Genomic DNA, 23,543 nt, shown 5'->3' with positions numbered 1-23,543 from the left:
GTTATGAATATCTATCATATCAATAAAGGAATAGGACGGACGGTAGAGTTCAAGGGACTTAAAGCGCAATACCTCTTTATCTTCAGTGGAGGGCTCTTAGCAATATTGATCTGCGTCATGGTTATGTATATGGCAGGCGTCAATACCTATTTGTGTTTAATTCTCGGAGGAATTAGTGGTGGACTTCTTACCGGGCAGACTTTTGCACTGAATGGAAAATACGGGCAACATGGTCTGATGAAAATGGGTGCTCAAAAAAAGCATCCAAAATACATCATCAGTCGAAAGAGTATTTATCGGTATTTGAAATCTAACCATAAAAGAACAGACATATGAGAAATTCTTCCAAAGCAGCAACCTTGGAAAGCAAATTTCCATTGTTAGCGATTGAAAATAATTGTATCATTTCAAAAGACGCTGATGTTACGGTTTGCTTTAAGGTCAGACTCCCTGAACTGTTTACCGTTGCTTCCGCTGAGTATGAAGCCATGCATTCCGTTTGGTTTAAAGCGATTAAAACATTACCGGATTTCACCATCGTTCACAAACAGGACTGGTTTATCAAAGAAAACTACAATCCTGATTTGTCAAAAGACGACCAGAGTTTTCTTTCCAAATCATTTGAAAGACATTTCAATGAGAGACCCTTTTTAAATCATTACTGCTATCTCTTTATAACGAAAACCAGTAAGGAGAGAATGAGGATGCAGAGCAATTTTTCTTCTCTCTGTAAAGGCAAGCTGATTCCAAAAGAGATTAAGGACAAAGAAGTCATCAATCGCTTTCTTGAAGGTGTTGATCAGCTGGAGCGGATAATGAATGATAGTGGTTATATCCATCTGGAAAGGATGACAGAAGATGAGATAGCAGGAACTTCTGAGAGGTCAGGACTACTGGAACAGTATCTGACTCTATCCCGTGAAACCCATCCGTCATTGCAGGACATTAAGTTAGGGTCGGAAGAAATGCGGATTGGTAATAACCGGATTAGTATGCACACCTTATCGGATACTGAGGATTTACCAGGCACAGTCTCATCACATAGTCGGTATGAGAAGTTAAGCACCGACCGCAGTGATTGTCTTCTTTCATTTGCTTCTCCCGTTGGACTTCTGCTCAGTTGCAATCACATTTATAACCAATATCTGTTCATCGACAACAGTGATGAGAATCTTCGCCAGTTTGAAAAATCTGCAAGGAATATGCACTCTTTAGCCAGATATAGTAGAGCCAATCAGATCAATAAGGAATGGATTGAAAAGTATTTAAATGAAGCACATTCATATGGTCTGCAATCTGTTCGTGCTCATTTTAATGTGATGTCATGGTCTGATAATTCTGCTGAGCTCAAACAATTAAAAAATGATACGGGTAGCGCGCTAGCCTTAATGGAATGTAGGCCCCGTCATAATACGACAGATACAGCAACATTATATTGGGCTGGAATTCCCGGTAATGCAGGAGATTTTCCTAGTGAAGAAAGCTTTTACACATTTATTGAACCTGCTTTGTGTTTTTTCACGGAAGAGACCAACTACCAGGATTCACCATCACCTTTTGGGATCAAAATGGCTGACCGCCTGACGGGAAAGCCTATTCATTTGGATATTTCGGATCTGCCGATGAAACAGGGGATTATTACCAATAGAAATAAGTTTATCCTTGGTCCATCGGGCAGTGGTAAATCATTCTTCACCAACCATATGGTGCGACAGTATTATGAGCAGGGAGCGCATGTCCTTCTTGTAGATACCGGAAATTCCTATCAGGGATTATGTGAACTCATTAAAGGAAAGACCAAAGGAGAGGACGGGGTTTATTTTACTTATACCGAGGACAATCCTATCGCTTTCAATCCATTCTATACTGATGACGGCGTTTTTGACATTGAAAAAAGGGAGAGTATAAAAACCTTGATTCTGACTCTTTGGAAAAGAGACGATGAACCACCAACCCGTTCAGAGGAAGTGGCACTCTCCAATGCAGTCAGCGGATATATCGAAAGAATTAAAACCGATGACCAGCATCCTTCTTTCGATGGATTCTATGCGTATGTCAAAGATGATTATCAGAAAATATTGGAGCAAAAGAAAGTCAGGGAAAAAGACTTTGATATTGCCAACTTTCTCAATGTGCTGGAACCTTACTATAGAGGAGGAGAGTATGACTATCTGCTCAATTCAGAGAAGCAGCTGGACTTATTATCCAAGCGTTTTATTGTCTTTGAAATCGATGCTATTAAAGATCATAAAATTCTATTTCCTATTGTAACCATTATCATAATGGAGGTCTTTATCAATAAGATGCGAAGACTCAAAGGAATCAGAAAACTCATCCTCATCGAAGAAGCCTGGAAAGCCATTGCCAAGGAGGGGATGGCTGAGTATATCAAGTACCTGTTCAAGACCGTCAGGAAATTTTTCGGAGAAGCCATTGTAGTAACTCAGGAAGTCGATGATATCATTCAGTCACCGATTGTGAAAGAAAGTATCATTAATAATTCGGATTGTAAGATTCTTCTTGACCAAAGAAAGTACATGAACAAGTTTGATGATATTCAGGCGATGCTGGGATTGACTGATAAAGAAAAGTCCCAGGTGATGTCGATCAATATGAACAACGATCCGAGAAGGCTGTACAAGGAGGTCTGGATTGGACTGGGTGGAACGCACTCTGCAGTCTATGCCACTGAAGTTTCAACAGAAGAGTATCTAGCTTATACCACTGAAGAAACGGAAAAGATGGAGGTCATGAATCTTGCATCGAAACTTGACGGCAATGTAGAACAGGCCATCAAGAGAATTTCTCTTAAGAGGATAAAATCGAAAACAAAAGAAAATTAAATCATTTAAAAATGTACAACAATGAAAAATTTAATCATTAAAACCTTAATGGTAGCATTTTTTGCTGCCGTAACCTATACAAAAGCACAATTTGTCGTAACAGACCCCGCAAACCTGGCTTCGGGAATTTTGAACTCAGCCAATGAAATTGTACAGACTTCATCGACAGTATCCAATGTCGTAAAAAACTTCAATGAAGTTAAGAAAGTGTATGAACAGGGTAAGGAGTATTATGACCAGCTCAAAGCCATCAATAATCTGGTCAAAGATGCCAGAAAGGTTCAGCAGACGGTTCTTTTGGTAGGTGATGTTTCTGAGATGTATGTGAATAATTTCGGTAAAATGCTGAATGACCCCAACTTTAATGCTCAGGAATTAGCTTCTATTGCCAATGGTTATTCTGCACTTCTTACCGAGAGTACGGAGCTATTGAAAGAACTCAAAGAGATCATCACTTCTAACGGTCTTTCTCTGAATGATAAAGAAAGGATGGATGTTGTTGACCGGGTGTTTAAAGAGGTCAAAGCGTATCATAATCTGGTAAGATACTACACCAATAAGAATATTTCTGTCAGCTATCTGAGAGCAAAAAAACAGAACAACACCCAAAGAGTATTGAATCTTTACGGAACCTCCAATCAAAAATACTGGTAAGATGGAACCCAACAACTTACACGAAGTACTTCGTTCCGTTTATGAGGAAATGATGCCGATGTGCGCCGATATGGCTGCTGTGGCAAAAGGAGTCGCAGGATTAGGTGCTTTATTCTGTGTAGCACTAAAAGTCTGGCAGTCATTGAGCCGTGCAGAACCTATTGATTTGTTTCCCATGCTGAGACCTTTTGCCATAGGCATCTGCATTATGTTTTTTACCACATTGGTTTTAGGAAGTCTTAATGGGATAATGAGTCCGATTGTTCAGGGGAGCCATTCGATGCTGGAAAATCAAGTGTTGGATATGAATGAACTGCAGCAGAAAAAGGATCTTTTGGAGCGTGAGGCGATGCTCAGGAATCCGGAGATGGCTTACCTTATTTCAAATGAAGAATTTGATAAAAAGCTGGAAGAGCTCGGATGGTCACCATCGGATTTGGTCACGATGTCCGGAATGTATATTGAAAGAGAAATGTTTGCCATCAAGAAGGATATCAGAGATGGTTTCCGGGAGTTTCTTGAAATATTATTTCAATCGGCAGCCTTAGTTATTGATACCATCAGAACATTCTTTCTAATTGTCCTTTCAATATTAGGACCTATCGCATTTGCCATTTCCGCATGGGATGGATTTCAGACCACTTTAAGTCAATGGCTGACAAGATATGTAAGTGTTTACCTATGGTTACCTGTTGCCGATATTTTCAGTGCCATTCTTGCAAAGATACAAACCTTGATCTTGGAACGGGATATTGAAATGCTCGCAGATCCAACCTTTATTCCTGATACCTCCAATACAGTTTATATCGTCTACATGGTGATTGGCATCATAGGCTATTTTACCGTACCAACGGTTACAGGCTGGGTGATTCAAGCAGGAGGAGCAGGTAATTTCATGCGCAATGTTAATCAGACTGCCACGAAGTCGGGCAATGTTGCGGGAGCAGCATTAGGTTCGGCTACAGGTAATATTTCAGGAAGATTATTAAAATAAAAAATAGAGTTATATGGAATTTAAAACTTTAAGAAATATTGAGAGCAGCTTCAAGCAGATCCGTTTGTTTACGTTTGTTTTTGCAATGTTGTGTTTTGGAGTGGTAGGAGTAGTTGTCTTTAAATCCTACCAGTTTGCCGAACAGCAGCGTCAGAAGATCTATGTGCTGGACAATGGTAAATCATTAATGTTAGCGCTATCTCAGGATATGTCGATCAACAGACCTGTGGAAGCAAGAGAGCATGTGAGACGATTTCATGAATTGTTCTTCACCATAGCACCTGATAAGAATGCTATTGAAAGTAATGTAAAAAGGGCTTTCAATTTGGCTGATCAATCTGCATTCAATTACTATAAAGACCTTCAGGAAAAAGGCTACTATAACAGAATCATTTCCGGTAATATCCAGCAGAGAGTTGAGGTAGATAGTGTCGTTGCCAACTTTGACACTTACCCTTATGATGTTAAAACATACGCAAGACAGTTTATAATCAGGTCCAGTAATCTTACCATCAGAAATTTAGTGACTAATTGTTCACTGGTTAATTCTGTACGGTCTGACAGCAATCCTCAGGGATTTATCATTGAAAAATTCAACGTGCTTGAAAATAGAGATGTCGAAACTGTTGAACGCTAATAAGACCGATGAAAAAACTAAGAGATACACTCGAAAATTATGTTGTAAAGATTGATAAACACTGGAAATCTCTTCCGGTAGAGCGACAAAAATTCCTGACCAAGGTTTTCTTTAGTGGTTATGCTTTGATAACCGTCATCGTCATTGTCAATATCTGTATTTGTACAGGTCAAAGAAGTAATACCATTTCTATCAATCATATTGACGGCATTTCTAAGAAACCTATCGAAAAAGGATCGACGCATAATGAAATAGTAAACTCATCCACTAAAAAATAGAATATGAAAGATTCAGAGAAAATTAGAGTGACAGAACATGATCTCTCCCAAAATTCTAACGGAGTGAATGATCATCCCAAGGCTCAATGGGAAAGATTAAAGAAACCTTTCATCTACTTTTTGATGGCTGCTGTATGTGCATCTTGCTTTTATCTCATCTTTAAGCCCAAAACCGATCATACCATTATTGAAGAGGCTGGCTTTAATGCAGCTATTCCACAGGCAAAAGACGGTCAATTACAGTCTGATAAGCAAAAGGCTTATGAGCAGCAGTTGTTAGAGCAAAAGAACGAAGAGAAAAGAAATGCTGTAACCACCTTATCCGATTATTGGAATGACCAAAGCGATTCAAATTCTAATAACAATCCATCAACTGTAACGACTGGAAGGAGTATTCTTCAGGAATCTGATCAGAATGCAGTGAACAGTTATCGAAATGCACAGCAAACCTTGAGTTCATTTTATGGTCGGGATGATCAGGAAGTCAATAATTTGAGGAAAGAAATTTCAAGATTAAAGAATGAAGCCATGCAGAACAATGCTGCTCCTGTAGGGCTTGGAATAAATGATCAATTAGAACTGATGGAAAAATCATATCAGATGGCAGCCAAGTATCTTCCAACGACTTCAAAACAGGAAGAAGCAGTACCAAAACAACAGGAGGAAAAGCCAACTGAAAATAAGATAAAGCTGACACTGGCAAGACCATCACATTCGACTATTGTTTCTTCATTATATAGACAGCAATCGGACAGTGCTTTTATTGCGGGTCTGAATCAGAATAGATTTTATGATGGTCAAAATGATTCAGAGAACTTAGTTCAGGCAAAAAACGCAATAAGGGGTGTGGTCTATGAAACTAAGGCTTTGGTCAACGAAAGTACATTATCCATAAGGCTTTCTGAAGCGATGCAACTCGGGCGAACTGAAATTCCATCGGGGAGTTTGCTGATTGCCACAAGTAAATTTCAAGGCGGGCGGCTTCAGTTAAAAATATCTTCCATTCAATATAAGGCTAATGTCTATCCTGTAGAAATCAATGTTTATGACAATGACGGACAATTGGGTTTATACGTTCCGTATTCACCGGAACAAGATGCGGTAAGCGATATTGTAGCTAACATGAGCCAGACTTCCGGTACCAATATTATGATGACCCAATCAGCAGGACAACAGATTGCAGCTGATCTGAGCAGGGGAATACTACAGGGATTGTCGGGCTATTTTCAAAAAAGAGTCAGACAATTGAAAGTAACTGTAAAAGCGGGCCATCAGGTATTACTCTTACCCAAAAATAACTAATCAAAAAATTAAAAAATGAATACACAAAAGAGCCATTATATTCTCATTATGCTATTACTTCTGTTGGCAAGCAAGTTATTTGGTCAGGATTCTGTGACAACTTATATTTCCTTGGAACAGGGAAAATTGGAATCTTTCAAAATGCAGGTCACCTACAGTAAAACAAGCCACGTGATTTTTCCATCACCGATACGATATGTTGATCTAGGGAGTGAACTGTTAGTTGCCAATAAGGCAGAGCCTATCGGAAATGTTCTCCGGATTAAATCGGCTGTGAGAGATTTTGAAGAGGAAACCAATTTTTCGGTCATTACTGAAGATGGAAAATTTTACAATTTTGATGTGTCTTACAGTTCTTATCCAGAAATACTCAGCTATGATTTAGTAAAACTTCAAAGGGGTATTGAACGGCAATATACTACTGATGTATTGTTTGAGGACCTTAAAGGAAGCTCCACTACTCTGACAGAGCTTATTATGGAAAATCTGTACATGAAAAGCAAGAGAACTATTAAACATATTGTTTCAAAAAGTTATGGAATTGAGTTTTCAGTCAGGGCACTCCACGTTAATGAAAGCAAATTTTATTTCACATTGCAAATTGAGAATAAAAGTAATGTGGCGTATAGTATTGAATGGGTCAATTTTAAAATTGTTGACAAGAAGAATTTAAAACGAACGGTAGTTCAGGATAAGATATTAGAAAAGGTTCGTAACTACTTCCCGCAAATGACAGCAGCTGATCATTCAAACATAAAAGGGGTTTATCTGGTGGATCAGTTTACGCTCTTAAAAGATCAGGTGCTGGAAATTGAAATTCTGGAGAAGAATGGGGGAAGGCATCAGAAGGTACAGCTTGAAAATTCAGATCTGATTCGTGCAAGATTGATACATAGTTAAACATAAAAACGAAGTAAGATGAACAAAATATTTTTAGCAATCATCTTAACGATTGCATTGAACAGTAAAACATTTGCTCAACAAATGATTCCTGGGCAAACAGGTATTGAATTTTCTTATTCAGTATTTCCAAAATCTCCTGAAAAGCAAAATTATATGTTAAGTACGGGGCTTGTTTCTTACTCGAAGAATGGTAATTATTTTTTTGGACTGGCAGAATATGGTAGAAAATATTATAAATACACAGGCTGCGATATCCCGATAGATAGTTTCCTGCTGAGTGGTGGGTACAGTTTTTATATTTGGGGAGACTTCATGCGAAATGTCAATCTTAATCTGGGGATCGGAGGTTTTGTTGGTTATGAACAAGTTAACAGGGGCAATGAATTGCTATATGACGGTTCAATGTTAACAGCAACTGATAATTTTATTTATGGGACGAATGGTAAGCTGTCTATTGAAAGCTATCTGACTGAGCATTTAGTTTTCCTGGTCAATGGGCAACTTCGCTTTTTGAAAAATAGCCAAATGGCTCAGTTGAGCTCATTATTCGGTGTTGGAATAAGATATAACTTCTAAAAATAATAAAAAATGAAAAATGTAATTAATATAGTTAAAATACAATTCAAGTGTTTCTTGCTATTATTTGTAATCGGACTATTTGTACAATCATGTGAGAAAGAAGATTTGGAAATTCAGCAGAATTATCCTTTTAAGGTGTCGGTTATGCCTGTTCCTAAGGATATCGCTAAAGATGAATATGTGGAGATCCGTATCAACATTCTTCCTGAAGGTAATTTTGCTGACACCAAATATTATCTGCGATATTTTCAGTTTGAGGGAACAGGAAAGCTACAATATTATAACACTCAACCCTATTTTCCCAATGATATTTATCCTCTGTATGAGAAAGAGTTCAGATTGTATTATACTTCAACCTCTGAAGCTTCACAATCATTTACGGTATGGCTCTCAGACAGTTTTGGAAATGAGAATAAAATTGAATTTCAATTCAACAACAAAAAGCTAAACGGATAAATACTATTTCTTTAGCTTACAAATATATATTTCCATATAAATGAAACCATCTAATTTGAGAAGCATTGTTTAGTATTTGCGGAAAGATGGTTGATCCCTAAAGGGCAACCATCTTTCCGCGACGCCACAAGAATCCAGACCGGGAATCGGCTCTGGATTCTTATTTTTCAAAAATTTAAATTTCTTATAAAATACCTTCATCGGAGAAAGAGAAGGAGTCGGTTGAAGTTATTATACAATGATCAAGCAGTTTAATATTTAATAATTGTCCAGCCTCCTTTATTTTTTGTGTGATGCTTATGTCTTCACGTGAAGGTGTCAGGTTGCCGGAAGGATGGTTATGGGCTATAATCAATGATACGGCATTACATAATAAAGCTCCCTGCATGATGATTCTGATGTCAACAAGAGAAGAGGTAATTCCAGATTCTGATATTTTTTGTATCCCTAAGACCTTGTTAGCCTGATTCATATACATTGAGTAAAATGACTCTCTGTAGTCGATCTGATCCGAATCAAAATGTTCCCGGAAAATATCTGTAGCATCCTGGGAGTTAAGTACCTTTTTTTCAGTATTTCCTTTTCTTGTATAAATCAATTTGATCTCATTTACGATATTATATTTCATTGTTATTGCTCTGAGTACGGCAGAGCCTTTTGTTTCCCGTACTTAAGTTAAAACAGCATTTATTTAAAAACATCTTTGAACTGTTACGGGTCTTTTTAGATCAAAAGCCTTTTCAATCTCTTCTCCGTCCTATTTCTTAAAAGCCTTTCAGGCTTCGCTAAATATTTTTCAAAAGAAAAACCGGAAAAAAGAAAGCAGATATGAAGTGTTGACAAAGAAAAAAAGCCAAAAGGAAACGGAATAATTGGAGGGTACCTTTAGGGAGGAAACCGTTTATGCCGTAGTCTTTTGGTGGGAAAAGCTGACGGCTGGCAACAGTACCTTAGCTGCCTTTTTACCGGTTTATTATGGGAAATTTTTAATAAAACAGCCGTTAATTAATCTGTATTTTTTTACTACTATTACTTTGAAAATACATTGTAAATGCACTATATTACAATGTTCATTTAAACCTTAATACTTATGCAGATCGGTTCTTTTAACGATTACTATGATAAGCTGACCACTATTGGGAAAAAAAACAGTCCCAAAGAAATATTTTATAAGGGGGACTTTTCTTTGTTGGAAAACGGTAGGAGAGTAGCAGTTGTTGGTTCTCGTAAGGTTTCAGATCTTGGAGTAAGAAGAGCTAGAAAGATTGCTAAATTATTAGTGCAAAATGATATAACTGTAGTAAGCGGTTTAGCTGAAGGTATTGATACAATAGCTCATAGAACGGCAATTGAATCCCAAGGTCATACGATTGGCGTTATAGGAACTCCTATTGATAAATATTTTCCGGCTGAGAATAAGCAATTGCAGGATTTTATTGCTGAAAATCATTTGCTGATTTCTCAGTTTCCTGAAAATTATCCAGTAACTCCGAAAAGCTTTCCGATCAGAAATAGAACTATGGCATTGATAAGTGATGCAACAATCATTGTTGAGACCAGTGAAAAAAGCGGTACAAAACATCAGGGATGGGAAGCTCTAAGATTGGGAAGGCAGCTTCTTATTATGGAAAATGTTCTCAATCAAAAAGTTTCATGGGCAGAAGAAATGCTAAGTTATGGTGCACAGGTATTGACCAACGACAACTTTGAATTTCTAATTGAAAGCATTCCTTTTTTAACCACAAAAAAGGAGTATGTCTTTTGAGTTTCTTACCTTTCTGGCCTATTCTCCGAGAGGTAAGTCTGATATTGAAATTAATTCACGGACGGTTGCCGGTTCTTGCAAAAATGGAGATGTTACCTTCAGTACAAGATTAAGCCAAAGGATAGAAGAAGCAGATTTATCAGAATATTTTGCGAACTCATCCTTAATTCCTGTTCCAAGAAGTACTCCTCTTGTTGACGGAGCTGTTTTTCCAGCACGAGTAATTTGTGAAACACTGGTCAAAAATCGATTAGGTGAAGTGTTACTGTTTGTGTTGATCGTGCATATGCCATTCCGAAATCAAGCGGGCAGTTTCATGCTGATACAAGAAATACAGTTCAGACTCATCAAGATAGCTTAACCATAAGACCTGTAATTATCACCGAACCAACGATTATTGTGGTTGATGATATTCTGACATTAGGTCGAACATCTATGGCGGTTGCTCTTGAGCTTCAAAAGATTTATCCTGACAAAGAAATTAAAATTTTCTGTGCTATAAGAACAAGAGGCTGGAAGAATCTAGAAAATATTATAGATGTTAGTCGTGGAAAAATGCATCTTTCTGCGAAAGGAGGATTTCAGATGCCTGATTACGTATTTTTGTTTTACTACTAAACTCTAATTTTATAGCTAATTCACTAAAAGCGAAAAATAAACTGCAAATGTAAAACATTTGATCAAAAATAAGTGGTTAGTTATATTATGCTGATTTTGTTCAATTTGCTATTTTTTTTTATTTTAGTAAAAATTAACAACCGTATTTAATCTATGTCTGACTCCGCTGCTGGTTCTATTGCTGGTTTTCTATTCCAGTTTGAGAAGGCTCTAATCTTGTTAGCTACACTTGACAATACTACAGATGTAGTTTCTCTAGAGCAAGTCGACGATGTTGCTATACAAAATGAAGAGGATATTGTTTTGGTTACTATTCAGTCAAAACATAGTATTTGTCCAAACGGTACGACTTTTCAGGATACAAGTAAATCATTGTGGAGAACTATACAAATATGGATTGAAAAACTTGAAAAGGGTATTTTTACTAGTTCTACAAAATTTGTTTGCTCTACAAATAAAAAAATAGAAAGTCATTCATTACTTCATAAAATAAAATATTTAGATTTTGATCAAGCTTTAGTGGAGATCCGAAAGGTGCTGGATAAGCAAAAGGAAAAAATAAAGAATCTTCCAGATAAAGGATCTGGGCAGTCAATTAAACAAATTGTAAAACTTATAGAATTTGCACTTTCTAAGGAAGAAAATCTAAAAATAATAAAGAATAATCTTGAGATTGAGGATCAGGAATCATTAAAAGAAAGGTTTTTTGTAGCAGCGCATCTCACAACTGATAATTATTCACAATCTAGGAAAGATGTTATCTATGATACAATGTATGGTTGGATCGTAAATGCTAGTAAGGCAAAGTGGTTGCAAGGTGTAGGCATTGGAGCTACTTTTACAAAAAAAGATTTTGACTTAAAATTTTCGTTTGTAAATTCTAACCCAGCCATTGTTAATGCGGTTTTTAGGAAAAAGGATGATTTAGGAACAATTGATTCCAATAAATTGTCTGAAGTAAGAAAGGAATTGTTTGTAAGGCAAATTTCAGATATAAATCGTAAAAAGTCTGCAAAAGAAAGGCTGATTGAAAGTGCAATTCTTGACTTTATATATCATGATATTGAGATGGCACATATTGTTCGTGGAGGTAATTTTACGGAACCAGATTTTAGAAAATTTCAGGATTTGTGTTTAGAAAGATGGCAAAGCTTCGTGGACACTGTGATCATAAATGAATTAGATGATTACAGTGAATTGGAAAAGAATGATATGGCTGTGAAGATTTTCGACACAATAATGAATAATATAGAAATCAATTTTCAAGAAGGTTTTGCTTTTAATTCTTCAAATAGTTATATCCGTAACGGAACATTTCTTAAATTATCTAACATTCCAAAAATTGGATGGCATCCAGAATGGGAATCAAAATACAAGAAATGATGAAAAAAGTAAATAATAGTTCTTTAGTTATAGACAATTACAATTTGTTTGAGTTAATGCAGAATGATGCTCTTGGTGTTATAGCTCTGCATAGTTTTACTTTAGGGTATCACACTATCGCAAAAAATAGAAAAAATGATGTAACATTTCCTAAACTTGAGTATCTCTTTTTTGTACTTCCTATTGTTTACAACTATTCAGCAATGCTGAGTTTCTTAAACTCTAATGAATTATATACTGCTCTAATGAAGGAGCACTCTATACTCCTTGGTCTGCAAGACAGAGCTTATAAGATGACGAAACAAACTTTCAATGGATTAAACGTTGCTTTTAGTAAAAAAGTTCTCAGTATTAATAAGCAAAACGGAACAATAATTTTATTACGGCCACACACAGTAAAAAAGTTAGCGTTAACAATGTCTTCGAATATTTCATGTGATAGTGTTAAACAAATTCAAGACAGTGCCTATAAACTGGGAAGTATTTTTGCAAAAAAACATGATAAAAACATACAGAACGATCTAAATATTAGATTTTAATGAAACTAAAGATTAAAAATATTTTATTATATCCCTTGGATGATACCCTCGATCCAAAAATTATTAAGTTTGAAGAAAACAAGGTCAATGTTATTACGGGATACAGTCAGCGAGGTAAATCTGCCATCATTTCTATTATTGATTACTGTTTAGGTAGTAGTGAATGTGATATACCGGTTGGGACGATCAGAGAAAAAGTTGACAAATTCGCGATTTATATAACTCTGGGAGATCAATCTATTTTTTTAGCTAGAGATTGTCCAGGGAATGATGGTAAAGTTTCCGATGTAATGTACATGTATGATGTTCAAGGAAAAGGCGATAATCCTTCTCTGAATTCTAATAATTGGATCAAAGATTCGGGGAAATATAAAACAAATAGAGATAAGGTTAAAAATTTCTTAAGTGTTAAAGCCGGTTTTGAGAATATTTCCATTAATAATGAATATCAGAAAGAGGAAGCTCCTGCCAGTTTTAGAGATACAGCTGCATTTATGTTTCAGCCACAAAACATCATCGCTAATCCGACAACAATATTTTATAAAACTGATACTTTCGAACATTTACGTCGTTTGCGAACATTGTTTCCTTTAGTATTAGGATATAAATCATATGAAATTTTAAATCTAGAAAGCGAAATTGAAGCTTTGGAGCGTGACGAAAAAGAAAAATCAAGAAAGCTCGATGATCTTCGTTTACAGTACGAGAATTGGCAATCTGATGTCTATGAATATTATACTAAGGCAATAAATTTGGGCCTTACAAATGCTGATATTAGTTTTGAGTCTGCAAGTGTTAACCTAATAAGAGCAGAATTGAAAAAGATTGTTTCTGATGTGAAAAATAATAGATTTCTCAAAGAAGGATCAGCTTTAAGGTATTCTCAGAAGCTGGAACAACTGGATAAAGATAGAATACGTTTAACAAGGGAGTTGGATGATTTGAGAGTGGGGTTACAAAAAATTCAACAGTTTGACCGTTCTAAAACCGAATATGTTGAAAATGTTTCGGTTGAACTTGATAAGAGACTAAAACCAGTCGATTGGCTTCTGCAACAAAAGGGTACCAATATTTGTCCATTTTGTGATTCTGTCTCTGAAAAAGCAATTGATACTTTGATAAATCTTCAAAATGAAAGACAAAAAAATCTTAAGGTATTAGAAGCAGCAAAATCTGAAAGCTTTAGTTTTGAAAAAGAAAAAGGAGATTACAAGGAAAAAATAAAGGCGAAAGAGCGAGATATTGTAAAGGTTGATACTAACATCCAAATTCTTAGAAGTGAAGATCGAAAAAATTATCAAAAATTTCAAGACATATTTGAATTTAGTGGAAAAATTGAGCATGTCCTTGAAAACTTGGAAAAAATTTCTCCTTCAGCTGATTTAGCGAAAGAAATAGAAGCTTTAGCTGCTGAATTATTTACGAAGAGAGGTAAATTGAGAGGTTTAAAAGAAAAATTTGATAAAGAGTACTGTTTAAAAAAAGTTTCAGATGCGATAGCCAATTATGTTAGAATTCTTCCAATCGAAAATAAAAGTCAAAGGAGGGTGCTATTGGATCCTGAAATCAGCATTGGAATTCGTATTGAAGATACAAAAACAAAAAATATAAATTTTTTATATAAACTAGGTAGTGGTGCAAACCATATGTGTTTTCATTTAGCTACTATGCTTGGTCTGCATGAATATTTTCTTAGCCTTCCTGAATCAGGTAAAAGAAACTATATTCCATCATTATTGGTGCTAGATCAACCTAGTCAAGTCTATTTTCCAGAAGATTTTAAAGATTTCGAGAACGATAATATTGATAAAGAAAAAAAAGCAAAAATATCAGAAGATATAGAGAATACGGCTTTGATTTTTCAAGCTTGTAGTAAGTTTATGGATAGTAATAATTTCGAGACTCAAATTATTGTCCTTGAGCATGCTTCCAAGTCAACTTGGGGAAAGGATTTGAATATTCATTTGGTCGAGGAATGGAGAGGTTCTTTTGATGATCCTGATAGTAACTACAATGCACTTATTCCAAGGGCATGGTTTGATTAAAAAAAGATTTTTAATAAATTGAAATAAAATTATTAATTACCCCAATACTTTTTTAACAAATGCCTCGTGTTCTTCAGTCCGGTGATTACGTTGTTGAGCAACAGCTCTTAATTCAGACGAAAAGTATTCGAAAGGATTCCATTCATTATAATTTTTCTTCTTAATACCATATTTCTTCGATAAGTCATTTGAAAGTTTGTTGGCTGTTAATCCAAATTGACAATAATAGAATTTTCTTTCATCAAACCAATCCTGATAATCCGGAGGGTATGCGATAAGATTAGCAGCATTGATAATCCTGTTTCCGTCTTCAATTTCTGACGGAAAAGAAAGAAGTTCAAACATCAGATCAGGATCAATGCTTTTCCAATCAATATCATCAGGATAATTTGGAACACTAGGAATTTTAATTTGAGGAACGAGGCAGTTTTGAGCTGATCTCTGTCCTTCAAATAGACCGTCGTCTTTAACTACTTCAGCACAATCTTCTATATATTTGTCTAAAATACAAACAATCCTGATAGCCAAATAGCGAGCGTTTTTCTGTGCTTCACTTTGACTAGTCCAATAAGATTGAAACCAGGAAATTCCAGATCCAACAAGAACGCCTACCAATCCAAAAATAGCTTCGGTCATTAGTTGTAATTTTAATGACAAGGTAAGAAATTTTTTAATTTAAAATAGCGTTGTAATCAACAGCCAAAAAAGGACTTTTACGACAATAGCTTGATCAATAATATGCTACCTAATTAAATTACAATGTTTGAGAACAAATCTTCAATCACATTGTTATGAAGAAAGCTAAATCAAAAAATGAATCCCAGCAACCTGAAATTAATAAATATATTCCTTCAATACCTTTAAAAAAAATTCCTCCCGAAAAGGCGCTACAGATATTAAGGAAAGCAGGTCATGATGTAAACGAAGAACAGTCAGAAGAGATAATGGAATTTATATATTTTATAGTAAAACTTACTTTAAAAGAATTTTTTACATCTGATTGATAATTTGTACCTTAGCAGTATATCGGAAAGATGAATTTCTACTGCATCAGTTTCTTTGATGTGAATTTAAAACTAAATTTTAACGAAATACTACAACTATGGTTATTGCAGATTTGTATATAAGAGTATCTACCGATGAACAGGCTGAAAAAGGTTATTCACAAAGAGATCAGAATGAAAGATTAAGAAAATATTGTGCTAATAACAATATAGCTATCAATAGAGTGATTTTTGAAGATCATTCAGCAAAAAGTTTTAATCGCCCTGAGTGGAAAAAATATCTTCTTGAAATAAGAAAGAAAAGCCATAAAAGCAACTTAGTCCTATTTACCAAGTGGGACAGATTCAGTCGTAATACAGCAGATGCTTATCAAATGATAAGTTTACTGCATAAAAATCACATTATCCCTCAATCTATTGAACAGCCATTGGATATGTCTGTTCCTGAAAACAAGCTCATGCTTGCGATCTATCTTTCCACTCCGGAGGTAGAAAATGACAGAAGGGCACTCAACACGTTTCACGGTATGCGGAGAGCAAAAAAAGAAGGCAGGCTGATGGGAATTGCTCCGTATGGATATATCAACAGAAGCCATGAAGATGGTAAAAAGTATATTGCCATCAAAGAGCCGGAAGGATCTAATATAGCCTGGGCATTTAGCGAGGTTGCAAAAGGACATATTCCGGCGGATCATGTTAGACTGCAGATGAATAAAAGGGAGGGTGCTTCAATGTCAAGAAGTGCGTTTGCAAAAGCTATGAGAAACCCGGTTTACTGTGGTAAAATATATATTGAGGATTATAAACAGGAAGAGGCATATTACAGTGATGGAAAACATGAGCCCCTGATTAGCGAAAGACTGTTTAATCAGGTGCAGCAGATTATGGACAAAAAAAGGAAGGTAGAAGGGCCTGGCGGAAGAGTGTTAGGTAACGAGCGATTTCCATTACGTGGACTTTTACGTTGTCCAAGGTGTGGTAAAAATCTCACAGCAAGTGGGGCTAAAGGAAAGTCTAAAACGTATTACTATTATCATTGCCATTATAAATGCGGATTTCGTTTTGATTCAGATAGATTAAATGAACTATTCGAATTGGAAATTTCGAAATTGGAATACAATCCTATCATTAAAGATTTGATGAAAGATATACTTTTAGATAACTACAAACAATTCACCTTTGATATAGATGCAAAAAGAAAGTCCATATCAAAAGAGATCAATGACCTTAATGAAAAAGTAGCTAATGCAAGAGATAAATATCTTGCTGATAAGTTAGATGAAGAAGATTACAAAGAGGTAAAAAAAATAACAAAAGAACAAATTGAACAGTTGGAACAAGAGATCCAGCATATTGTTTCAGAGAGTAAAGAACTTGATATAAAAACAAAAATAGAAAATGCTCTCGATTCGATGGAAAACCTTGCAAACCTTTACCAGCAGGGCGATTTACAGACAAAAAGAACGATAGGGTGTTTGATATTTCCTCAAAAAATCGAATTTGACGGAAAAAGTTTTCAAACACCTAAAATGAATATTGTCGCTCAATGTATCTATCAGTATAACAACGGATTAGGGAATAAAAAAAACCGACATAAGAGAAAAAAATCTACAAATGTCGGTCTAGTGACCTCGACAGGATTCAAACCTGTAACCTTCTGAGCCGTAATCAGATGCGCTATTCAGTTGCGCCACGAGGCCTTTTGTTATCTTGTTGTTTAACGGTTGCAAATATACCACTTTTTTCCGTTCTTTGAAACATGAAACAGAAAATTTTACTTTTATTTACGGTCTTCTCGCTAATTGCCTGTAAAAGAGAATCAAAAATTTCGTCCTCAGATTGGACAAATATCTCAAACCGCACCCAATTTAAGGAACATAATGGTATCCTTGAGCTAAAATCGGGAAATTTCGCTTATAATTTTAAGCAAAATCAAACTCCATTCAAAAAAATAATCCTGCTGAATGCAAGTATGGCCGGATATATTTCGGAGCTTGGAGCGGAAAATTTAATCATAGGAGTTTCCAGTCCGGAGTATATTTATTCAGAAAAAATTCAGAATCTGATTAAAGAAGGAAAAATTCAGAATGTAGGAAGCGAACAAAAGTATGATGTGGAAAAGATCATCTCTATGAAACCGGATGCTATTTTTACCAATCATATTGCAAGTTTTGATAATACCTATGAACTTTTAAAGAATAACGGTATCCAGGTCATATTTCTGGATGAATATATGGAACAGAAACCTTTGGAAAAAACGGCTTATATTAAGATTTTCGGAGAGTTTTTAGGAAAAGAGAAAGAAGCAGCAATCAAATATCAGGAAGTGGAGAAAAACTACAGCGATCTGAAGCAGCTTGCGTCAAAAGCAAAAGAAAAACCTGTTGTACTTGCCAATGAGATGTATGGAGATGTCTGGTATCTTCCGGGAGGAAATACTTCCGTGGCTCATTATATTTCAGATGCCCATGCGAATTATATCATGAAGGATAATAAAGACGAAAAAGCATTGACAATGAGTTTTGAGGAAGTATATGCCAAAGCCCATGGTGTTCAGTACTGGGTAAATGCAGGAAGCCATGCTTCGAAAAAAGAAATGCTTGGCATGAATCCTTTCTATGGGAAACTGGATGTATTCAATAAAGGGAAAATATATACCATTGCGGGAAAGGAAAAACTGAAAGCCAATGATTTCTTTGAAAGCGGTGTGGTAAGGGCAGATCTGATCCTCAAAGACTATATTAAGATCTTCCATCCGGAACTTTTACCGGATTATCAGCTTACTTATATGAAAGAATTGCAGTAACTCGTACTATTTGCTTATTTTTGCCTTTCCTTTTTATCAAGTTATGTGGAAAAAAATTAAACAGCTTATCTTCATCATTCTTGTTCTGAATGTAGTTTTTATCATCTGGGGTAGATTTTTTAATCCTCCCATCACTCTTACCCAGATAGGAGGACTTTTTGAATATGGAAAACTGCACAGGGATTATATTTCCTATGACGAAATGGGAAACAATGTGAAAAAAGCCGTAATTGCCTCAGAAGACCAGAAATTTTTTGTTCATGACGGTTTCGATTATACAGCTATTGAAAAGGCTATGAAGTATAATGAGAAAGGCAAAAAAATAAGAGGAGGAAGCACCATTTCCCAGCAGACAGCAAAGAATGTATTTCTCTGGCAGGGCAGAAGCTGGTTTAGAAAAGGACTGGAAGCCGTTTATACTTTCATTATCGAAAAAGTATGGACTAAAGATATTATCCTTGAAAGATACCTGAATTCCATAGAAATGGGACAGGGAGTATTTGGAGTGGAAGCTGCAGCACAATATTATTTTGGCAAATCATCCAAAGATTTAAGTGTCTCAGATGCAGCCTGGATTGCTGCTGTACTGCCTAATCCAAAGAAGTATGATCCTAAAAATCCGTCCCCGTATCTGAGAAAGAAACATAATTGGATTATGAGACAGATGAGGAATGTGAGTTTGAAATAGTATCTTTGTACTAATGAAATTCTTTAATTCCAGCACAAATTTTGAGGCCGTTCTTAAAAAATATTTTTCTTTTAAGAACGAAACCCTTTCTTTAGAACCTTTTGCGGAGTTTCTGGAGACCATAAAAGAGGCGGACTTCACAGATGTGCTTAATTTCTTCAGAAGCAATCCTGATTTTGCTCAAAACTTTAAATATTACATTCATAATATTTTTAGAGGAAGACCTTTCAACCTTTCTCTGACAGAAGCGAATATTCTTTCGGAAAATGCCTTTTTCCCGGAGCTTAAAAAAAGAATACTGAACAAGGTTCTGCCACCCGTTGAAAACGAAAATACGGTTTGGTATATGATCGATAATGTCAGTATGTGGCCGAAAAAGGATTTGAAATATCTCCATAATCTTCCTGAAAATGAGATCAATGAATTTTTACATTTATTAGGAGCATCGGATTTTATTATCCGTCCTAATGTGAAAAAAGAACTTATCTTCTCTATGAACATCCTTTCCTGGAGGGTAACCGGAATGGCAATGGAAGTGGAAGTGGTGAGAATGGCACCTCAATACAGAAATTTAGACAATCCGTTTCTGGCTCTGCAAAATGAGCTGGAGGCATTGGCGGACGATCTCGTGAAAGACCCGGAAGTACAGCTGCATTCAAAAGACAGCAGATATAAGCAGATTAAAATCTATGCAGAACAATGCCAGGAGTTTGTGAATATTGCTTTTAAAAATTCCGCCAAATATGGTATTTCAGGAAAGATTAATCAGTCCCTGTTAAAAATCCGCCAGCAGACAGAAAGAATTTATGAGATTGTACAATTACTGATTATTGATTCCGAAGAAGATGTTCAGATCAAATCAAAACAGCTGATCTTTAATATCCTGAGCTATAAATCCCATAAAAATAACATTTCAGATCTTATCAACGACAGTACAAGGCTGATCTCCCATCTTATTACCAACCATACTGCAGAAGCCGGAACTCACTATATAACTTCTAACCGGAAAGAGTATATGACCATGTTCTACAAGGCAAGCGGCGGTGGAATAATTGTAGGAGCGCTCTGTGTTCTGAAAATGCTGTATGGATATATTCCCGGAAGTGATTTTTCACACGCTTTCCTGTACTCCATGAACTATGCAATGGGATTCGTGATGATCTATCTGATGGGTTTTACACTTGCTACAAAACAGCCGGCCATGACTGCCGCAACGATGACAAAAGTATTATCTGAAGAAGGAAATGCCCAAAGAAATAATACAGAATTTGCCCATTTGGTATCTAAATTATTCAGAAGTCAGTTCATTGCCTTTGTAGGGAATGTGTTGCTTGCTTTTCCGGTAGCGCTTGCCATTATTTACGGATTGGATGTGTTTTTCTCACAAAATCTTGCCGTTGAACGTTCTGATAAATTGTTAAAAGACCTCGATCCTTTTAAATCAAAAGCCATCCTGCACGCAAGTATTGCCGGATTTTATCTCTTTATTTCCGGAATTATTTCGGGAAATATCGGGAACAACTCGGTATTTTATCAGATCCCGGAAAGAATTGCCAAAAACCTTTCAATCAGAAGCTTTTTCGGAAAGAAATTCGCCAAAGGACTTTCAAAATATTATGCTAAAAACTGGCCGGGAATTATTTCCAATTTCTGGTTTGGAGTTTTCCTTGGAGCGACTGCGCCTGTCGGAATGTTTTTCGGGCTGGATCTCGATATCAGGCACATTACCTTTGCCGCAGGAAACTTTGCATTAGGACTGTATGGAAAAGATTTTTCAGTAGATTCCTATACATTCTGGATATCCTTTTTTACCGTCTTTTTAATCGGATTTTTCAACTTCCTGGTAAGTTTTAGTTTGTCCATGTTTCTGGCCTTCAGATCAAGAAAGATGAACTTTGGACAGGTAAGTGAAATCTATAAAGAGATTTTCAGATATTTTACAAAACATCCGCTGAAATTCTTCCTGCCATTACGATCCGGACTGGATAAAAAAGCAGATGATCTGATGAGCAGTACCATTTCTAATAAATCAGAAGAACATTAATACACACAAAAAATGCTACCCGACAGTAGCATTTTTTTATAATCATAAATTTAATTTTACATTATCTGAAGGTCATTGAACTTGTCTGTCCCAAATTTGTCCTGGAACTTTTTAAGATAAAAGCTTTTACGCATTTTAAAATCGTGTTTCAGTAAGGGAGAATCAATTTTAATAATAATACATTCATTTTCAATATTCACACTTCTGATTTCATTGAAAAGACTTTCATCAAGATACTCTTCAAGGAAATCTTTAATGTCAAAAGCAACTAGTTTATGTTCAAAACCATAAATCCTGGCAAAAGATTTTACCAGTTCAGAGGATTGATATTCACGTTTTTTCTTCTTCATAGTTGGGGTTCGGGGTTCGGGATGGGGTGATTCGGGGTTTTGGGTTGCGGGGTTTATTTTTTACTGTAGATTATTTTTATTCCAATTTTCTATGACCCATTTTTTATAAATGTTGATTTTTCCGCCTAATGTGTTGTATTCATTTCTCAATGTCTCAAATTCTAAGGAAAAATTAGGATATAATATCATGATTTTTTCCAGATGGTTAATTGTTTCATCATTACTCGCATGGCTGTAAATCAGGAAGCGAATATAGTCATTCCTATAAGTTGATCTACCATAGCCTTCAACAATATTAGTAATGACTGAATCTGAAGATCTTCTTAATTGGCTGCCTAATTCAAACAGTTCATATTTAGGCAGAAGCAGGGAGGCTTTATGGGTTTTTAAAAATAAGTCGAAAGCTATTTTATAAATATCCAGATTTCTATAACTCATATCATTTGTGTTTTAGGATCTTAAGTTAAGACAAAAAACGGTTTGATGATAAAGAATATTAGTCTTTTACTTCATATCTACGTCCACACATATTTACCTGCATTTAATACCTCGTAACTCGCATCCCGAACCTCTTACTAAACCTCAAAAATGATACTTTCCTCGTTAATTTTCTTTACCACACTTTCCGTACGCTCTCTGTGAGTATCTGTAATGAAAATCTGTCCGAAACTTTCCTTGTTGACAAGTTCAATCAATTGCGAAACTCTAATATCATCAAGCTTATCGAAAATATCATCAAGCAACAGGATAGGAGTCTTTTTGGTGAGTTCCTTTACAAGACTCATCTGGGCCAGCTTTAAAGAGATCAGGAACGATTTCTGCTGTCCCTGAGATCCGATTTTCTTGATTAATACATCATCCATTTCAAAAAGAAGATCATCTTTATGAATTCCTTTTGACGTGTAAGTAAGCATTCGGTCTCTCTCAAGGCTTTCTTTTAAAAGATTTTCAAAAGAATCTTCCAGCAAATGAGATTCATAAATTACTGATACTGTTTCCTTTCCACCTGAAATGATCTGATAGAAATTCTGAACAATTGGATTGAGCTGTTCTACAAATTCTTTTCTTTTCCTAAAAATTTTTGTTCCGGATCTGGTGATTGGATCATCATAGATTTCCAGAGAATCTTTGTCCCAGGTTCTGTTTTTGGCAAAATATTTCAGTAACGCATTTCGCTGCTGAATGGTCTTCTGATACTGAATAAGATCAAAAAGATATTCTGAATCCGTCTGAGAGATCATCGCATCCAGAAACTTGCGTCTGCTTTCCCCGGAATCGGAAATGAGATTAGAATCATAAGGCGAGATCATTACACTTGGAAGATAGCCGATATGATCAGCAAGCCGGTCGTAGCTTTTATCATTTTTTTTGATGACCTTTTTAGCTTCCTTAGGCTGGGTGATTCTGATGATATCTTCGCTGTCTTCATTCTGAATTTCCGCATCAATGGTAAAAAAGTCTTCCTCTTGCTTAATATTGTTAAGGTCTGTATTTCCTAAAAAGCTTTTTCCTACGGATAAATAATGCAAAGCATCCAGAATATTAGTTTTCCCAACGCCGTTATTACCCACAAAACAGTTGATTTGCGGGGAGAATTCAAATTTTTTCTCAGAGTGGTTTTTGAAATTATAGAGGGAAAGCTTTTTGATAATCAT

The 23,543-nt window shown here is 35.8% G+C and carries 25 protein-coding genes and 1 tRNA gene; 20 read left to right on the top strand and 6 right to left on the bottom strand.

Going from position 1 to position 23,543, the window contains the following annotated elements; genetic code table 11:
* Positions 1-3 precede the first annotated feature (3 nt).
* The 10 genes from V0410_RS07515 to V0410_RS07470 are packed head-to-tail and all read left to right on the top strand — an operon-like array spanning position 4 to position 8,646.
* Positions 4-336, top strand: coding sequence for a DUF4133 domain-containing protein (locus V0410_RS07515; RefSeq protein WP_330746955.1), 333 nt, complete (start codon positions 4-6; stop codon positions 334-336).
* Entirely contained in the window at positions 333-2,843 is a 2,511-nt protein-coding gene (locus V0410_RS07510; RefSeq protein ID WP_330746954.1) for a TraG family conjugative transposon ATPase, read from the top strand. The genes V0410_RS07515 and V0410_RS07510 overlap by 4 nt, the downstream gene beginning before the upstream one ends.
* Before the next feature lie 48 nt (positions 2,844-2,891).
* Positions 2,892-3,497 (top strand): DUF4141 domain-containing protein, encoded by a 606-nt coding sequence (locus V0410_RS07505; RefSeq protein WP_330747673.1) that lies wholly within the window; start codon positions 2,892-2,894, stop codon positions 3,495-3,497.
* Position 3,498: 1 nt separating this feature from the next.
* Positions 3,499-4,491 carry a conjugative transposon protein TraJ gene (gene traJ, locus V0410_RS07500; RefSeq protein ID WP_330746953.1) on the top strand — a complete coding sequence of 331 codons (993 nt, stop codon included), beginning with the start codon at positions 3,499-3,501 and terminating at the stop codon, positions 4,489-4,491.
* A gap of 13 nt (positions 4,492-4,504) precedes the next feature.
* Entirely contained in the window at positions 4,505-5,128 is a 624-nt protein-coding gene (gene traK, locus V0410_RS07495) for a conjugative transposon protein TraK (protein ID WP_330746952.1), read from the top strand.
* An 8-nt stretch (positions 5,129-5,136) separates the two neighbouring features.
* Positions 5,137-5,406 carry a hypothetical protein gene (locus V0410_RS07490; protein WP_330746951.1) on the top strand — a complete coding sequence of 90 codons (270 nt, stop codon included), beginning with the start codon at positions 5,137-5,139 and terminating at the stop codon, positions 5,404-5,406.
* Between the two features lie 3 nt (positions 5,407-5,409).
* Positions 5,410-6,708 (top strand): conjugative transposon protein TraM, encoded by a 1,299-nt coding sequence (traM, locus tag V0410_RS07485; protein WP_330746950.1) that lies wholly within the window; start codon positions 5,410-5,412, stop codon positions 6,706-6,708.
* A gap of 15 nt (positions 6,709-6,723) precedes the next feature.
* A complete protein-coding gene (gene traN / locus V0410_RS07480) occupies positions 6,724-7,608 on the top strand; it encodes a conjugative transposon protein TraN (RefSeq protein WP_330746949.1) in 885 nt (294 codons plus the stop codon).
* Positions 7,609-7,626: 18 nt separating this feature from the next.
* Positions 7,627-8,187 (top strand): conjugal transfer protein TraO, encoded by a 561-nt coding sequence (locus V0410_RS07475; protein WP_330746948.1) that lies wholly within the window; start codon positions 7,627-7,629, stop codon positions 8,185-8,187.
* A gap of 12 nt (positions 8,188-8,199) precedes the next feature.
* Positions 8,200-8,646, top strand: coding sequence for a DUF3872 domain-containing protein (locus tag V0410_RS07470; RefSeq protein WP_330746947.1), 447 nt, complete (start codon positions 8,200-8,202; stop codon positions 8,644-8,646).
* A 184-nt stretch (positions 8,647-8,830) separates the two neighbouring features.
* Here V0410_RS07470 and V0410_RS07465 read toward each other — a convergent pair whose 3' ends face one another.
* Positions 8,831-9,274, bottom strand: a complete 444-nt coding sequence (locus tag V0410_RS07465; RefSeq protein WP_330746946.1) for a JAB domain-containing protein — start codon at positions 9,272-9,274, stop codon at positions 8,831-8,833.
* 462 nt (positions 9,275-9,736) lie between these two features.
* Here V0410_RS07465 and V0410_RS07460 point away from each other — a divergent pair, with 462 nt between their 5' ends.
* From V0410_RS07460 to V0410_RS07440, 5 genes are all read left to right on the top strand, one after another.
* Complete coding sequence (locus tag V0410_RS07460; RefSeq protein ID WP_330746945.1) at positions 9,737-10,411, top strand: DNA-processing protein DprA; 675 nt, start codon at positions 9,737-9,739, stop codon at positions 10,409-10,411.
* Positions 10,401-10,772: a hypothetical protein gene (locus V0410_RS07455; protein WP_330746944.1), complete on the top strand. Its 372-nt coding sequence runs from the start codon at positions 10,401-10,403 to the stop codon at positions 10,770-10,772. Before V0410_RS07460 ends, V0410_RS07455 begins: the two co-directional genes overlap by 11 nt.
* 410 nt (positions 10,773-11,182) lie before the next feature.
* Positions 11,183-12,412 carry an ABC-three component system protein gene (locus V0410_RS07450; protein ID WP_330746943.1) on the top strand — a complete coding sequence of 410 codons (1,230 nt, stop codon included), beginning with the start codon at positions 11,183-11,185 and terminating at the stop codon, positions 12,410-12,412.
* Complete coding sequence (locus tag V0410_RS07445) at positions 12,409-12,951, top strand: three component ABC system middle component (RefSeq protein ID WP_330746942.1); 543 nt, start codon at positions 12,409-12,411, stop codon at positions 12,949-12,951. The genes V0410_RS07450 and V0410_RS07445 overlap by 4 nt, the downstream gene beginning before the upstream one ends.
* Positions 12,951-14,996 (top strand): DUF3732 domain-containing protein, encoded by a 2,046-nt coding sequence (locus V0410_RS07440; RefSeq protein ID WP_330746941.1) that lies wholly within the window; start codon positions 12,951-12,953, stop codon positions 14,994-14,996. The genes V0410_RS07445 and V0410_RS07440 overlap by 1 nt, the downstream gene beginning before the upstream one ends.
* Before the next feature lie 36 nt (positions 14,997-15,032).
* Here V0410_RS07440 and V0410_RS07435 read toward each other — a convergent pair whose 3' ends face one another.
* Positions 15,033-15,632: a hypothetical protein gene (locus tag V0410_RS07435; protein WP_330746940.1), complete on the bottom strand. Its 600-nt coding sequence runs from the start codon at positions 15,630-15,632 to the stop codon at positions 15,033-15,035.
* 155 nt (positions 15,633-15,787) lie between these two features.
* On the opposite strand from V0410_RS07435, the gene V0410_RS07430 reads away from it, so the two are divergent.
* Together V0410_RS07430 and V0410_RS07425 are read left to right on the top strand one after the other, a co-directional pair.
* Positions 15,788-16,000, top strand: a complete 213-nt coding sequence (locus V0410_RS07430; protein WP_330746939.1) for a hypothetical protein — start codon at positions 15,788-15,790, stop codon at positions 15,998-16,000.
* 98 nt (positions 16,001-16,098) lie between these two features.
* A complete protein-coding gene (locus tag V0410_RS07425; RefSeq protein ID WP_330746938.1) occupies positions 16,099-17,661 on the top strand; it encodes a recombinase family protein in 1,563 nt (520 codons plus the stop codon).
* On the opposite strand, the gene V0410_RS07420 is transcribed toward V0410_RS07425, so the two are convergent.
* Positions 17,627-17,700, bottom strand: a tRNA-Arg gene (locus tag V0410_RS07420). The genes V0410_RS07425 and V0410_RS07420 overlap by 35 nt on opposite strands.
* Before the next feature lie 59 nt (positions 17,701-17,759).
* Here V0410_RS07420 and V0410_RS07415 point away from each other — a divergent pair.
* The 3 genes from V0410_RS07415 to V0410_RS07405 are packed head-to-tail and all read left to right on the top strand — an operon-like array spanning position 17,760 to position 21,538.
* Positions 17,760-18,806 carry an ABC transporter substrate-binding protein gene (locus V0410_RS07415; RefSeq protein WP_330746937.1) on the top strand — a complete coding sequence of 349 codons (1,047 nt, stop codon included), beginning with the start codon at positions 17,760-17,762 and terminating at the stop codon, positions 18,804-18,806.
* Between the two features lie 43 nt (positions 18,807-18,849).
* Positions 18,850-19,494 carry a monofunctional biosynthetic peptidoglycan transglycosylase gene (gene mtgA / locus V0410_RS07410; RefSeq protein WP_330746936.1) on the top strand — a complete coding sequence of 215 codons (645 nt, stop codon included), beginning with the start codon at positions 18,850-18,852 and terminating at the stop codon, positions 19,492-19,494.
* Between the two features lie 13 nt (positions 19,495-19,507).
* A complete protein-coding gene (locus V0410_RS07405) occupies positions 19,508-21,538 on the top strand; it encodes a recombinase (RefSeq protein WP_330746935.1) in 2,031 nt (676 codons plus the stop codon).
* 56 nt (positions 21,539-21,594) lie between these two features.
* Here V0410_RS07405 and V0410_RS07400 read toward each other — a convergent pair whose 3' ends face one another.
* From V0410_RS07400 to recF, 3 genes are all read right to left on the bottom strand, one after another.
* Positions 21,595-21,888 carry a hypothetical protein gene (locus tag V0410_RS07400; RefSeq protein ID WP_330746934.1) on the bottom strand — a complete coding sequence of 98 codons (294 nt, stop codon included), beginning with the start codon at positions 21,886-21,888 and terminating at the stop codon, positions 21,595-21,597.
* Positions 21,889-21,948: 60 nt separating this feature from the next.
* On the bottom strand, positions 21,949-22,326 hold the full coding sequence (locus tag V0410_RS07395) for a four helix bundle protein (RefSeq protein WP_202839366.1): 378 nt from the start codon (positions 22,324-22,326) through the stop codon (positions 21,949-21,951).
* Positions 22,327-22,463: 137 nt separating this feature from the next.
* Positions 22,464-23,543 (bottom strand): DNA replication/repair protein RecF, encoded by a 1,080-nt coding sequence (gene recF / locus V0410_RS07390; RefSeq protein WP_330746933.1) that lies wholly within the window; start codon positions 23,541-23,543, stop codon positions 22,464-22,466.

The sequence above is a fragment of the Chryseobacterium sp. CP-77 genome, assembly GCF_036362765.1.
GTDB lineage: Bacteria > Bacteroidota > Bacteroidia > Flavobacteriales > Weeksellaceae > Chryseobacterium > Chryseobacterium cupriresistens.
This window is presented reverse-complemented; position numbering and strand designations above follow the sequence as displayed.

Bases quoted from the DNA above. Each gene is read 5' to 3' on its own strand.
- V0410_RS07515 (WP_330746955.1), top strand. From the start codon at position 4: ATGAATATCTATCATATCAATAAAGGAATAGGACGGACGGTAGAGTTC.
- V0410_RS07510 (WP_330746954.1), top strand. From the start codon at position 333: ATGAGAAATTCTTCCAAAGCAGCAACCTTGGAAAGCAAATTTCCATTG.
- V0410_RS07505 (WP_330747673.1), top strand. From the start codon at position 2,892: ATGGTAGCATTTTTTGCTGCCGTAACCTATACAAAAGCACAATTTGTC.
- traJ (WP_330746953.1), top strand. From the start codon at position 3,499: ATGGAACCCAACAACTTACACGAAGTACTTCGTTCCGTTTATGAGGAA.
- traK (WP_330746952.1), top strand. From the start codon at position 4,505: ATGGAATTTAAAACTTTAAGAAATATTGAGAGCAGCTTCAAGCAGATC.
- V0410_RS07490 (WP_330746951.1), top strand. From the start codon at position 5,137: ATGAAAAAACTAAGAGATACACTCGAAAATTATGTTGTAAAGATTGAT.
- traM (WP_330746950.1), top strand. From the start codon at position 5,410: ATGAAAGATTCAGAGAAAATTAGAGTGACAGAACATGATCTCTCCCAA.
- traN (WP_330746949.1), top strand. From the start codon at position 6,724: ATGAATACACAAAAGAGCCATTATATTCTCATTATGCTATTACTTCTG.
- V0410_RS07475 (WP_330746948.1), top strand. From the start codon at position 7,627: ATGAACAAAATATTTTTAGCAATCATCTTAACGATTGCATTGAACAGT.
- V0410_RS07470 (WP_330746947.1), top strand. From the start codon at position 8,200: ATGAAAAATGTAATTAATATAGTTAAAATACAATTCAAGTGTTTCTTG.
- V0410_RS07465 (WP_330746946.1), bottom strand. From the start codon at position 9,274: ATGAAATATAATATCGTAAATGAGATCAAATTGATTTATACAAGAAAA.
- V0410_RS07460 (WP_330746945.1), top strand. From the start codon at position 9,737: ATGCAGATCGGTTCTTTTAACGATTACTATGATAAGCTGACCACTATT.
- V0410_RS07455 (WP_330746944.1), top strand. From the start codon at position 10,401: ATGTCTTTTGAGTTTCTTACCTTTCTGGCCTATTCTCCGAGAGGTAAG.
- V0410_RS07450 (WP_330746943.1), top strand. From the start codon at position 11,183: ATGTCTGACTCCGCTGCTGGTTCTATTGCTGGTTTTCTATTCCAGTTT.
- V0410_RS07445 (WP_330746942.1), top strand. From the start codon at position 12,409: ATGATGAAAAAAGTAAATAATAGTTCTTTAGTTATAGACAATTACAAT.
- V0410_RS07440 (WP_330746941.1), top strand. From the start codon at position 12,951: ATGAAACTAAAGATTAAAAATATTTTATTATATCCCTTGGATGATACC.
- V0410_RS07435 (WP_330746940.1), bottom strand. From the start codon at position 15,632: ATGACCGAAGCTATTTTTGGATTGGTAGGCGTTCTTGTTGGATCTGGA.
- V0410_RS07430 (WP_330746939.1), top strand. From the start codon at position 15,788: ATGAAGAAAGCTAAATCAAAAAATGAATCCCAGCAACCTGAAATTAAT.
- V0410_RS07425 (WP_330746938.1), top strand. From the start codon at position 16,099: ATGGTTATTGCAGATTTGTATATAAGAGTATCTACCGATGAACAGGCT.
- V0410_RS07415 (WP_330746937.1), top strand. From the start codon at position 17,760: ATGAAACAGAAAATTTTACTTTTATTTACGGTCTTCTCGCTAATTGCC.
- mtgA (WP_330746936.1), top strand. From the start codon at position 18,850: ATGTGGAAAAAAATTAAACAGCTTATCTTCATCATTCTTGTTCTGAAT.
- V0410_RS07405 (WP_330746935.1), top strand. From the start codon at position 19,508: ATGAAATTCTTTAATTCCAGCACAAATTTTGAGGCCGTTCTTAAAAAA.
- V0410_RS07400 (WP_330746934.1), bottom strand. From the start codon at position 21,888: ATGAAGAAGAAAAAACGTGAATATCAATCCTCTGAACTGGTAAAATCT.
- V0410_RS07395 (WP_202839366.1), bottom strand. From the start codon at position 22,326: ATGAGTTATAGAAATCTGGATATTTATAAAATAGCTTTCGACTTATTT.
- recF (WP_330746933.1), bottom strand. From the start codon at position 23,543: ATGATTATCAAAAAGCTTTCCCTCTATAATTTCAAAAACCACTCTGAG.